Consider the following 12,249-nt stretch of genomic DNA (forward strand, 5'->3'; position numbering starts at 1 on the left):
GCGCGAGCGGGTGTGTCCCGTAATCGGTGGTAGCGCTGTGTGATGTTTCATGGGAGCAGGATGCGGTGGCGGAGGAGCGCGAAACCGGCTCGTCCGTGCATCTGTCTCATGATCCTTTTGGTGCGTGTGTTGACGCCCTCGGTTCGGCCATTGTGGTGGGGCATTGTGAGGGCGGCGTTCACGGCGGCGCGGTCGAGTTCGAGGCCGTTGCTGAAGCCGTGCAGGTAGGGCAGGTCTGTAGTGCGGACTGCTGTGATCCATGCGGTGAGCTTGGCGTCGTTGCCGGTGGCCGTGCTACGGGGGGAAGCTCACCGCAGGTAGCTCGTCAGTGACGATGGGTCATGTCACGGTGAACATGAGTACGCCCGTCAGGGCGGTGTAGCCGTCGTTGTGGAGGTACCAGGCCGCGTAGGTGCCCGGGCCGGGCAGGGCGGTGGTGGGAATGGCGAGGGTGCCGTCGGCCCCAGGGGCATATCCCCAGGCGAGGGCTTCCACCTCCGAGGGCTTCTTGTCGACCGGATACAGGCCGACCCAGTTCTTGGCGCTGACGGTGCCGGCCGGGGTGGAGTAGTGGACGGTGAAGTTCGTCCCCTTGGCGACGGACTTGGTGGTGCTGGTCAGGGTGCTCACGGGCGCCGGTGCGGCGGGCGTGAGGGCGGGGGCGTCGGAGGGGAGGTTGTAGTAGGCGGCCAGGCGGCCCACGATGGTCTCGGCGTAGGGGACAAGGCTGGCGAAGTGTGTGGCCAGAGCGGTTTTGGCTGCCCTGCTCAACGTGTTGAAGTCGCCGGTGGCGCCGGTCAGGTAGGGCTGGAGGCGGTGGATGAGCCCATAATCGCTGGTGATGCCGAGGGCGCCCATGGCTTGGGCCAGGGACGGGGTGGTGGTGGCGGTGTCCAGGACGCGGCTGACGAAGGTGACGCGGTGCATGATGCGCCAGCAGGGGGGTTTGCGGTCGGATTGCTGGGCGCGCTTGAGCGCCAGCGCGTTGGGGTCTTTGCCGCGGTCCAGCCATTCGGGGTCGATGACCTTGCCGTAGAAGTCCTCGAAGTTGTCGGTGGTGGTGTCGAGGTAGAGGGTCATGAAGCGGTAGGCGTCGACGCGGCCGGGCACCAGGATCGGTTTGCCGTCGGCGTCGAACACGGGGGTGTCGCCGTTGTGTTTCTGTAGCTGGTTGCCGGGGGCGCAGGTGACGTCCAGGCTGAAGGTGCGGGTGGCGTCCTTGGATTTGCTGCGGGTGACGCTGTAGCCGGTGGTCGTGGTGGACTCGAAGCCGAACTTGGCGCCGACGTTGCCGATCGCGAAGCCCCCGACTTCGCTCCAGCCGATGGCGGCGGTGAAGGTGAAGGAGCCGGCCGTGGTCTCGGTGACCTGGTCGGTGGTGCCGGTGGTCTCGGCGAAGAAGCCGCCGGCGGCTGTCCACACGTAGGTGTTGACGATGTTGCGGCGTGAGGCGGCCCGGGTGGCCGCGCGTCCGGCCTCGGGGTTGCCGCCCTGGGCGATTTCGGCGCCGGTGCCGCCCATCATGCCGTTCAGTACCTTGGCCGCCTGGCCGTGGGTGGGGTCGGGGGCGTGGGTCTCGGTGGACACCGATTCGTAGAAACCCTGCAGTTGCTGCTGTTCGCGCTGGATCCGCTTCTTGATCCGGTAGGCCTCCACCGGCCGGTAGTAGCTGAACTCGCCGCGCTCCCCCTGGCCCGCCTTGGGGAAGTGCGGGTCGGGGAAGGCGCGCAGTCCTGGGGCCGTCTCGTGCTTGGCGTAGCCGACGACGCCGTCCAGGGTGCCCTGCTTGGTGTAGCGGGGGTTGATCGGGAAGGGGATCAGGTTCCAGTCGCGGGGGATGTCGGGGCTGGGCAGCATCCGGTAGGCGACCAGGGCGCCGCTGTGGACCAGGCGCAGCGCGTACAGGTCGGCGGTCTCGGACTGCACCACGGCGAATCCGGTGTTGGCCGGCACCCAGCGTCGCCCGGCGGTGGGGTTGACCTGCTTGGTCGGGTCGGGGTCCTCCCAGCCGCCGGTGACCTCCACCTTGCTGGTACGGGTGGTGTTGGTGCCTTGGGACACCTTGGTCTCGTTGCTCCAGGTGTTGGCGTACTTGAGTTCGACGTTGAGCCCGAGATCCAAGGTGGCTTCGGCCAGGGGTTGCGCCGTACCGGCGCCCAGGGGGGCGGCGACGGTCCAGATGCTCTGGGCGGTCGCTATCTCGAATTTCACCTTCGCGGACGTGTCGATGCTGTTGTTCTTGTTCGACGACAGGGCGTTGACGACGTTGTCGGCCTGGACGAAGGCCACCGAGGAGGCGCCCTTGTAGTCGTCGGCGGTGCCGGCGATGAGGTTCTCCGACGGGATCGGCGGGGCGCCTTCGATGTAGCCGATCAGTTGCGGGTCGAACTGGGCCTGGCCTACCCAGGTGGTGGTCAGCTCACCGACCTTGTACCCGGTGTTGAGCACCCACGACTTGTCGGCCTGCAGGTAGGTGTAGGCCCGTTTCAGCACCCCGATGAGCGAATCGTCGGTGAGGCGCTGGATGTCGCCGTACTCGGTGGCGGCCGGGGTGGCTGCGATCAAGGTGTGGAAGGCGGTGCGGATGCCGGTCAGCGCGGAGCGGACCTGGGCGGTGTCGGTGGAGATCGGCGCGGTGGACAGCACGATCTTGGGGGGCGGACTCGACTGGGTCAGGTGATGGCCGCTCAGGCCGGCGTCCTTCACCGCCACCCCGGCCACGGTGTCATCGGCATCGAAGGGGTAGTAGGCCAGCAGGTCCTGGCGGTCGCCGCGGACGCGGCCGAACATGTTGTCCAGGATCTGCTCCTGGGTGCGGGCGGTGCGCCACGCCCGGATCTCGTCCAGGTCACCGGTGAACCCGTCGGCCACCACCGAGCGCGGGGAGGTGGGCCGCACCACGCTCGACGTCGTCGAGATCGTCTTCCCCGAGGGGACGGGGCTGCCGTTGCGGTAGAAGGTGAACCGGTTCCCGTCGGGGTCGGGGGTGCGGACGCGGGTCACCGCGTGCAGCGTGGCCGGGTAGGAGCCGCACAGGTCCCGGGTCTGGGAGCCCTTGCTCTCAGGGAAGGTCCACCACGCGGTCAGGCCGGAGGCCTTGGCGGTGATCGGCACGCCGATCTGGTCGCCGTTCCTGACGACGGTCCAGATTCGCACCTCCGACAGCGCGCCCTTCAGACCGGAGGCCGTCTTGCCCACCATCATCCGGCCCAGCTCGGCCGGCGCGTCGTTGCCCACGGGCTTGGCGCCGCCGTACCACTGCGAGTCGCCGACCTTCTTGCCGTTGATGAAGAAGCAGATCTCCACCTCGGTCGTGGTACCCGTCGGGTTCTTGCGGGTGACGGCGACCTTGTTGAAAGTGCCCGCCGTCAGGGCCGTCGTCGACTTGTAGACCTTCGCCGCATCCGAGCCGGAGCCGGGTTCGAAGGTGAAGGCGAGGCGACCGTCGGTGTCCACATACAGGCAGTAGGGGACGGCGGTGTGGTTGCCGGCGCCGAGCGCGCCCTTGCCGACCAGTCCCTGCTTGGCGCCGATGGAGTCGAGTTTGACGAACGCCTCGATGGTCAGGTCGTCCACGAGGTCCAGGCCGCCCGCGCCGCCGGCGTTCAGGTGGCCGGTGCCGTCCATCTGGATCGCCCAGTCCTGTTCAAACGACACCGCCAGATGCGCCCATTCGGCCAGGGGGAACACTTCGGAGCTGCGGAAGGCCTGATTGTTGATGTTCGCGTTGATGACGTAGCCGGACTCCCCGTTGGTCCGGGTGCCGTGCTCCACACCCAGCGCGTACCAGGTGTCGCCGACATCGGTGTGCAGGATGGTGTCCAAGCCGTCGACGAACGTCGGCTTGGCCCAGGCCTCAAGCGTCAGGTTCCCGGTCGCGGCCAGGGCGGATATGTTCGCCGTACTCGTCAGTTCCAGACGGTGCTTCTGGGCGGCGTCGAAGGAGAACGCCCGTCCCGGCGCGTCACCGTGCCAGCGGGGCCCCAGTGGTTCGCTGAGATTGGACGCGGTTCCCGCGGGCACCGACGAGGTGAGGGACCCGGCGTAGGCGCTGATGAGCAGCGAGCCGTGAGCCGGCGACATGCCGGCCACGTTGCACGAGGCCAGCGTGTAATCGTAGGCCGCGATGCGGACCTTGGCGCCCGTGCCGGCGGTGAGGTTGCCGGTGGTGAGGGTGATCTGCGCCGACCCCGACTGCCCGCCTGCGACGGTGCGGCTGTCCCCGCCCACCGTGATGACCGAGCCCGCCGTCAGCGTGGTCGTCAGCGGCTCGGCCAGCGTCACGGTCTTGTCCTGGACCGACAAGACCGTCCCCAGGTCCGATCCTCGTGCCGAGCCGTTCAGCACCGCGGCCAGGAGGTCGGCCCGGTCGGGTACCGAGGTGAACGTCTCGACCGTCGTACCCCGGCTCACCTCCACCTTGCACATGCCGGTCCCGGTCGCGGTCACCTTCACGTCGAAGTCGGCCAGTTTCATCGCCACATCGCGGCCGGACAGGCGCAACGTGCCGCCCGTCACGGCGATCTCCTTGACGGCGGGGGAAATGGTGGTCGCGTAGTAGACGGCGAAGAACTGGCCCTCCCCGCCACGGAAGTACAGCGCCACCTCACCGGTGGAGCTGTCCAGCAGCGCGGGGGCGTGACTCGTCCAGGCGACCGACAACAGGGCACCCAGCACGGTCAGGCCCGAGCGGTCGATGCACACCTTGGGCATCGCCAAGACCGCCTCGGCCGCACCGAGCAGCGCCCCGGTCAGCGTGGCCTGCGCGTTGAGAGCCGTCTCCAAGGCCGCCTTGTCCGCGCCGAGTCGCTTCTGGGCCTCGGACTGGCGATCAGCTTCCGGATTCAGGACGGCCGCCTCGGCGAAGAGTCTTCTCTCCCTCTCCCGGTGGCCGCCCCAGTCGCGGGCCGGGCCAACGATGGTCCGGTTGAGCGTGTACAAGCTGATGGCGCCTCCGTCGTACAGCTCGTGATCGATCTGGGCCAACCGCGCCCTGGTGCCCGCGAGCCGCGCAGCGAGCACCTGGTCGTTGTAGAGCTGACCGCGGGCCGCGGTGACGGCCTCCTGGGCGGCCCGCAGCTTGTCGCTGTCCTTGGTGGGGTCGGGCACGCCGATCCAGGTCAGATCGATCACTCCCGGCGCTGTGGCCAGCCTCCCCTCCCGCGACAGTGCGAAGTCCAGGGTCGCGACGTAGGAGCGGCCGGTCGGCTCACCCGTCGGCGGCGGCCCCGAGGTGGCGAAGGCCAGCAGTACCCGCGCCTGCCCCTTCTCCGGCGACGGCGTGTGGCCGTATCCCGTCACCGCTGGTTGCTGCTGGTAGTACAGGGTCGCGGTCAGACCGCAGACCACCTTGCGCCCGGTGATCGAGAACGACTGGCGGCTCATCCCCGGGCCGTCGAACAACGGTGCGTCCGAATCCGTCCACACCGGACCGGCCTCGAACGTGCCCTCGAACTTGTTGACACCGCGGTCGTGCACCTTGGTGCCCGAGCCCTCGTCGAAGGGAAAGTAGGCATACAGCCCGGCCTCCGTGCCGGCCGGCCGTTGCCCCCGCGCCGAGAAATCACCGCGGGGAAGCGTCCAGATCCGCACCTCGTCGATGTGCCCGTTAAAGGGATCGGCCTGCGCCGGGCCGGAAACGACCCGTTTGCCGACCACGAGCTGGGCGGTGACCTCGACTTTCGTGGCCGTGGCGAGGGTCCCCACGGCCACGCCGTCCAGGAACAGTTGCATCTGCGACCCGTCGAAGACCGCCGCCACATGCGAGTAGACGCCCATCGGCACCGCCGAGGTGGAGGTGAGAGTCTGAGAGTCGTGGCCGAACAGCAGCTTGCCGTCGGCCTTCAGGCTCAGATAGGCCGGGGTGGCCAAGCCGGTCGTGTCGGTGCGGCCCACGATGAGGCCGGTGGTGGCGGCGGTGGCGGGCTTGATCCAGGCCTCCATCGTGTACGGCCCGGCGGTCACCGCCGTGGAGGTCTTCCCCGCGATGACCGGGGCGCTGGCCGTGTTGTCGAATCGCAGCGCGGTGCCTCCCCGGTTCTGCGGTGGGCGCACCGGCACCAGCAGTTTCCCGGTGTGGGAGTCGATGCCCGGGGCCCGCTCCAGCACTGAGCTGGCGAATTTGGGGTCGGGACTGGTGTAGAGCTGGGTGCCGGCGACGTTGAACAGCCCTTCGGGACTTTGCTCCAGGTTGTAGCTGTGCAGGAGGCCGGCGTCGTCGGCGGTGAAGATCTGCCAGCGCGAGAACCCCGAGATCGCGGTCGGCAGCGACAACACCGAGAAGATCCCGCCGCTGAGCTTGCCCGCGAAGGACAGCTTCATGGTCGGCTCGTAAAACAGCCGCCCCTCCATGTCGCGGGTGCCGAGTGTGTCTCCGCCCGAAGCGGGGGCGATTCGGCTGCGGCTGCGCTGGTAGCGCGCCTCTACGACCGGTTTGAGTTCGGCGCCGACCAGCACGAACCGGTCGCACAGCAACGCGGAGTCGGCTGCGGCGACCTTGGCCCCGCCGACCAGGGTGTAGTCCTTGCGCGTCGAGTCCCCCGACCACAGGCCCCCGCTCGTCTTGTACACCGACCCCGAGTCACCGGCCGCGACCGACTGGCGAAACACCAGGATGTGCCGGCCGTCGGAGAGCACCTGGATGGGGAAGGTAGAGGTCAGCCGAGCCGTCGTCGACAGGAACGGATCGTCCTCTCCCGGCAGCAGCTTCTCCGAGAACGACGCCTCCACCGAGCCGCGCCTCTTCACCGTCGGCATGACCGCCGTCAGCGGCGTCTCCGTGCTCACCTCGACCATCTCGGTGGGGAAGGGCAGCAGTCCCGGGTCGCTGTTCCAGTAGGCCGCATCCAGCGCTCCCCGCGCCCGGTCGGCCTGGTCCAGGCTCAGCACGCTGTAGTAGATACGCCGGTCGGCCCCCACTGCGAAGGCGACGACCATGCCGTCGTGGCGGACCATCGTCGTGGAGACGTACTCGCGGTCCTTGTAGACCTTCACCAGGTTTTTGTCGTGCACGAAGCAAACTCCTGACCATTGACGCCCGAGAAACACGTGAAGACATCCCCGCACCACAAAACAAAACGTGATGCGGCCGGATTGAATACGTGCGCGAACACGCGCACGCGAAAGAATTAGATTTGCGCGCCCGTCAAGGGGGCGCGCAATAACGGCTCAAATATCACACGTCGGCGCCGTGAGCCGACGTGTGCGGCCCATGCCCGGCGGCGCTGTAGAGCTTCTACCTCATCGCCTGGGCAGACAGACGCCACCCCTGGTTCGACTTCCTCTCTCCGTAGGACTGAGGCGCGTCTTGGGCGACAGCGATGCACATCCCGCCGATACCGCCTGCCCAACACGGACCATCAACTAAGACATCACATTGCGTGGCAAATAACAACAGACGGTTTCGGTGTGTTGTGCCGTTTTTCGGCGTGGCTGCGATTTCTGCATGTCGTTGTGGGTGGTGAACGTGGTGCAGAAATCCTCAACCACGGAAAGATCCACTGTCACGCGCTCCACTCCCTGAAGAAGGCGAAACTGATCATCGCACGCCATGATCCCGCCGTCATCGCGTGGCTCGATGCGGCCGAACCGGCCGGCGATCCGGGCCATCAGCTCGTTGAAGATGACCATCCAGCCATCAGGGTCTACGCCGTGGCTCGCGGCCACCGCACGATCTTTCGTTGTCCTCACAAACTCCGAATGATCACGCGGTGGCTGTTGCTATGTGACCCCAACCCTTCAAGATCGCGAAGTGTCACTGGAGTACTGGGCCTTGAGCCGGCCCAGCTCGGCGGCCGGGAGGGCATAGCCGGACATCCCCCACTTGTCGTAGATCTGCTGGTACTCGGGCCGGCTGTGCAGCACCTCCATCGCCTTGACCAGTGCCTCCGTGAGGTCGCTTTTCCCGGTTTTGGCCGACATAAGGGATCTTCGCGGGCTCGCGGTGGGAATCCGGGGAGGGGTGCCGCCGTCAGGACTTCGCGGGAGCGGCCGGGCGGAGATGCGTCGGCCCGTGCCGACTGCCCGGAGTCCCGACGGCGGCGCCACAGGCGCCGAGGGGAGGTGCGAGGTGCGTGGAGCGGTGCTTCACGGTCCCGGTGACGTCCGGGTGGAGGAGCGGCCGGACCCGGTGATCGTGGAACCGGCCGAGGCGACATCGGCTGGTCGCGGGCGGCGAACAGGTGCCCGACTCCGCGAGGGCGGGTACAGGTCCGTGCTCGGCGGCGGCGTCAAGGTGACTGCGGTCGCTGCAGTCCCCGAAGGAGTAGTTCGACCAGCCGGCGGGGGTCGTAGCGGGGGTCGCTGTCATGTCCGACGCAGAGGTTGCCGACGCCGCGCATCAGTTCGTAGGCGTGCGTATCGGGCCTGATTTCGCCGGCGTTGACTGCGGCGTCGAGCAACTGCGCGCAGACGGGCACCAAGCGGTCGAGGAAGTAGGCGTGTAGCGCGTCGAAGCCGCCGCTGTCCGATTGCAGCGCGTTGGCGAGCCCGTGCTTCGTGACCAGGAAATCAACGAAGAGGTCGACCCACTGACGGAGTGCCGCGAGCGGAGAGTCGGCACTGCCCAGCAGGCTCGGGCCGGCCTCGGCGCATGCCTCGACCTGGTGGCGGTAGACGGCGACGACGAGATCCGCCCGAGTCGGGAAGTGGCGGTAGATCGTCCCCATTCCGACGCCCGCTCTGGCCGCGATCTCCCGGATCGGCGCATCGACGCCGGAGGTGACGAAGACCGCGGCGGCGGCGGCGAGCAGCGTCTGCTGGTTGCGCAGCGCGTCAGCCCGCCTGCTTCGGGCCGGTACCTCCCCGGCCTGGCCTGTAGTGGGCACCACGCGCTCCTTCCGACGGTCGTTGACAAAGCGGAACACTGCTCCGTATATTAATCGGAACAACGCTCCGATTTTAGCCTAGCTGAAGCCGGACGCTCCTGACCGCCTCGCCCGCCGCCGGTCGAATGAGACCGGCAGCGGAGGCCATCGAACGGAACCACGCATCATGAGTGAATCGACTTACCCAGCCGACATCTTCGGCTCGCCCACCCCCGTCCTCTCGGTCAGCCCGGTAGTGCTGTCGACTCCCGGCCGAGCAGTGGACCTGGAGGTGCGAGTCTCCGCACCCGTGACCGGGAGCGAGCTGCCGGTCATCCTCCTCTCGCACGGCCAGGGCTACTCGAACAACCTCTCCTCACTGAACGGCTACGCGCCACTCGCCAACTTCTGGGCGGCGCACGGCTTCGTCGTGATCCAGCCCACCCATCTGAGCTCCACGACGCTGAGCCTGGATCCCGATACCCCCGGGGCTCCGCTGTACTGGCGATCGCGGGCCGAGGACCTGAAGTGCGTCCTCGACCGGCTCGACGTGATCGAGGCCGCCGTCCCGCAGCTCCTCGGGCGCCTGGACCGAAGCAAGGTCGCCGTGGCCGGGCACTCGATGGGCGGGCACACCGCGAGCCTGCTGCTGGGCGCCCGGCTCACCGATCCGCAGGACGGAACGGAAGTGAACCTGACCGAGCCCCGGATCAAGGCGGGTGTGCTGCTTGCCGCGCCCGGCAGGGGCGGCGACGCCCTCACCGAGTCCGTGGCCGAGAATCTTCCCTTCCTCTTGACCGCGGATTTCTCCGGGATGACGACGCCCGCGCTCGTGGTCGCCGGCGACAAGGACATCTCTGCCCATCTGACGGTTCGGGGCCCGCACTGGCACGCCGATCCGTACTTCCTCTCCCCGGGCCCCAAGTCCCTGCTCACCCTGTTCGACGCGGAGCACGGGCTCGGCGGGGTCTCTGGATATGACGTCGCCGAGACCACGGACGAGAGCCCCGAGCGAGTGTCCGCGATCCAGCGGCTCACCTGGGCCTACCTCCGCGCCGAGCTCTACCCCGGGGATTCCGCCTGGCGGGCGGCGTGTGACGCGCTGGCGGCCGGCCCCGACCCGCTCGGACGGGTCGAATCCAAGTAAGCCGACATCGACGTGTCCGACGGATACCCCACCGTCGCTCCGAAAGGCCTCATCCGCGACCATGGCCGGATGGACACCGACCTGCTCCAGCGAGCCGGAGTGAGTTCCACCGCCGGGACGGCCGCACGACCGAAGTAGAACCGGGCGTTGGCTACGGGAACCATCGTGTCGTCATCGCCGTGGGTCTCCCGTCCGTCCCAGCCGGCGACTCCCACATGGTCACCGGATGCCCGGCCGCGGTTCCGGTGCGGAAGACACCGATGGCATGCTGGGGGCCGGCGATCCTAAGGAGATCAGCGATGGCCCACCCTCTCGGCACACAGCCCGCGCCCCGGCGCACCCCTCTCAGTGCGGAGGAGAGGGTCCGGAGCGAGGCGGACTTCGCCTCCCTCGTCGCCCAGCAGCTCGTCGCCAACGGGCGGTTCAGGGTGAGCGCCGACACGCCGGAGATGGTGGATCTGTTTCAGGCGGTCGCCCGCAGGGTGGGCGAGACGCTCCAGCGGCCAGTGGTCAGCTACGCCAACGGCAGATACATCGTGATCACCTTCGGCCAGGAGGAGTCCCCGGCCGCACCGGCCGAGGCGCCCACGATCAGGACGTCGTCCGGGATCGTCAAGGCTGCTCGGCCAGGGTGATCGCGGCGGTGGGAAGGCCGGGAGCCCGCCCGGCGGGTGGCCGCCGCACGGGTGTGGGCGTTGCTCCGCGAGGGGATGGACGCCTGATCACGCCTCCGGCAAGGGACACGGCTCCGTAGGAGGTGGCGGAGACCTTCACCGTCGCCTGGCGCCGGATGGGCGAGCTGCCGCCGGGGCAGGAGGCCAGACTCTGGCTGTACGGCGTGGCGCGCAAGGTGCTGGCCGACCACCGCCGCAGCACGGTCCGGCAGCGGCTGCGCAGCGTGGAGCTTGACGCGGAGATGGCCGATCTTTACGGGGATTCCCCGGACAGCGGCGTTGGGCTGAGCGTGATCGCAGCGGTGTTCCGGAGCCTGTCCGACGACGACCGTGAGCTTCTTTCGCTGGTCGCCTGGGAGGGCCTGGGACGCGAGGAGATCGCCACGACGCTGGGTGTGTCACGCAACGCCGTACGCATCAGGTTGTATCGCGCCCGCAGACGTTTTTCGCGCGCGCTTGACGAAGCCGGTGTCCGGTCCGCATCGGAGAGCCGGATGGGTGCGACGGGGAGGTCGCTGTGAGGAACGTCGATGAGATCGACGAACTGCTGAGGCCGCTGGCCCGGGTCGAGCCCGGACAGCAGGACAGCCGCGCGTCCGGTGCGGGGGCACGGGCGTTGCTGGCCTCGATCGCCACCCAGGAGTCCGGTACCGCCTCCGGAGGGCTGGGACGTACCCGCCGGTACGCTCCGCGCGGCCCTCGCCGTCTCGCGCTGGGCCTGACCGCCGCGGCCGTGCTCGCGGCAGGCGTCGTCGTGGGTCCGAGCCTGCTGGAGGACGGACGTGGCGTGGCGGTCTCCTACGCCAACTCCGCGGTGGAGATCCGCCGGGAAGGCGACCAGTACGTCGCCCGCATCAAGGATCCGTTCGCCGACCACGCCAAGTACACCGAGGCGTTCCACGCGGTGGGCCTGAACGTCGATCTGCACCTGGTGCCCGTCTCACCGGGCGGAGCGGGGAAGATCATGGGAATGATCATCACGGCCGGGGGTTCCTCCCGCCCCGACCCGGAAGTCAGGCCAGACCCCTCCGGCCCCCGGTTCAACGATGTCGCCCTGTCGATGGAGACGGCGCCCAAAGGATGCCGGCCGGTACAGAACGGCCATTGCGTCATGGTGATGCGGATCCCCGCCGCTTTCACCGGGCATGTGGATGTCAGGCTGGGACGCCAGGCGAAGCCGGGGGAGGAGTACGCGAATTTCGACTCGGCCATGGCGTCAGGCGAGATGTTCGACGGGGTCCGGCTGCGAACCGGCCGCCCCGTGGACGACGTCCTGGCTGAGGCGCGCAAGCGTGACCTGACCGCGGTGTTCAGCCTCGTTCGGATGGATGAGAGAACGGGCTTCATGTCGTCCTTCGACCCGCTGCCCGCGGACCGGGTCGGACCCGGCTGGATCGTCTGGAACGCGTGGCAGGTGAGGGCCGGCGTGATCCGGCTGCTCGTCACGCCCGAGCGTCTGCCCAAGAACCCGTTCTACGACGGAAGCGCGCCACCGCCCGCCTCCTGATCACACGCACGATCCGCCTCCCGCCTCCCGCGGCGGGCGGGAGCCGTCCGGGTCTGGAACGTCGTCACAGGGGGAGGCGGCCGGAGGCTTTTTGAGGATCTCCGGTCCCTGCGAGGC

8 protein-coding genes and 1 pseudogene are annotated in these 12,249 nt (G+C 68.4%); 4 read left to right on the forward strand and 5 right to left on the reverse strand.

From position 1 onward, the window contains the following. Positions 1 to 47: 47 nt before the first annotated feature. The 5 genes and pseudogenes from BM085_RS03390 to BM085_RS03410 all read right to left on the reverse strand — a co-directional run. A pseudogene (locus tag BM085_RS03390) lies at positions 48 to 284 on the reverse strand (transposase); the annotation flags it as partial. A 55-nt stretch (positions 285 to 339) separates the two neighbouring features. Then, positions 340 to 7,011 (reverse strand): LamG-like jellyroll fold domain-containing protein, encoded by a 6,672-nt coding sequence (locus BM085_RS03395; protein ID WP_093885552.1) that lies wholly within the window; start codon positions 7,009 to 7,011, stop codon positions 340 to 342. 351 nt (positions 7,012 to 7,362) lie between these two features. Further along, the gene (locus BM085_RS03400; protein WP_093885553.1) at positions 7,363 to 7,665 is read right to left on the reverse strand and encodes a hypothetical protein; all 303 of its coding nucleotides are present in this window, start codon (positions 7,663 to 7,665) and stop codon (positions 7,363 to 7,365) included. 72 nt (positions 7,666 to 7,737) lie between these two features. Next, positions 7,738 to 7,920, reverse strand: coding sequence for a hypothetical protein (locus tag BM085_RS03405; RefSeq protein ID WP_093885554.1), 183 nt, complete (start codon positions 7,918 to 7,920; stop codon positions 7,738 to 7,740). A 308-nt stretch (positions 7,921 to 8,228) separates the two neighbouring features. Further along, a complete protein-coding gene (locus BM085_RS03410; RefSeq protein WP_093885555.1) occupies positions 8,229 to 8,825 on the reverse strand; it encodes a TetR/AcrR family transcriptional regulator in 597 nt (198 codons plus the stop codon). A gap of 166 nt (positions 8,826 to 8,991) precedes the next feature. Between BM085_RS03410 and BM085_RS03415 the strand changes: the two genes are divergently transcribed. From BM085_RS03415 to BM085_RS03430, 4 genes are all read left to right on the forward strand, one after another. Continuing rightward, positions 8,992 to 9,951 (forward strand): alpha/beta hydrolase family protein, encoded by a 960-nt coding sequence (locus BM085_RS03415; protein WP_093885556.1) that lies wholly within the window; start codon positions 8,992 to 8,994, stop codon positions 9,949 to 9,951. Between the two features lie 299 nt (positions 9,952 to 10,250). Next, positions 10,251 to 10,586 (forward strand): hypothetical protein, encoded by a 336-nt coding sequence (locus BM085_RS03420; protein WP_093885557.1) that lies wholly within the window; start codon positions 10,251 to 10,253, stop codon positions 10,584 to 10,586. Between the two features lie 155 nt (positions 10,587 to 10,741). After that, positions 10,742 to 11,146 carry an RNA polymerase sigma factor gene (locus BM085_RS03425; RefSeq protein ID WP_093885760.1) on the forward strand — a complete coding sequence of 135 codons (405 nt, stop codon included), beginning with the start codon at positions 10,742 to 10,744 and terminating at the stop codon, positions 11,144 to 11,146. Beyond that, positions 11,143 to 12,132 (forward strand): hypothetical protein, encoded by a 990-nt coding sequence (locus BM085_RS03430; RefSeq protein ID WP_093885558.1) that lies wholly within the window; start codon positions 11,143 to 11,145, stop codon positions 12,130 to 12,132. The genes BM085_RS03425 and BM085_RS03430 overlap by 4 nt, the downstream gene beginning before the upstream one ends. Positions 12,133 to 12,249 lie beyond the last annotated feature (117 nt).

The sequence above is a fragment of the Streptosporangium canum genome, from assembly GCF_900113865.1.
In the GTDB taxonomy this organism is placed as follows: Bacteria; Actinomycetota; Actinomycetes; order Streptosporangiales; family Streptosporangiaceae; genus Streptosporangium; species Streptosporangium canum.

Bases quoted from the DNA above. Each gene is read 5' to 3' on its own strand.
- BM085_RS03405 (WP_093885554.1), bottom strand. From the start codon at position 7,920: ATGTCGGCCAAAACCGGGAAAAGCGACCTCACGGAGGCACTGGTCAAG.
- BM085_RS03415 (WP_093885556.1), top strand. From the start codon at position 8,992: ATGAGTGAATCGACTTACCCAGCCGACATCTTCGGCTCGCCCACCCCC.
- BM085_RS03420 (WP_093885557.1), top strand. From the start codon at position 10,251: ATGGCCCACCCTCTCGGCACACAGCCCGCGCCCCGGCGCACCCCTCTC.
- BM085_RS03425 (WP_093885760.1), top strand. From the start codon at position 10,742: ATGGGCGAGCTGCCGCCGGGGCAGGAGGCCAGACTCTGGCTGTACGGC.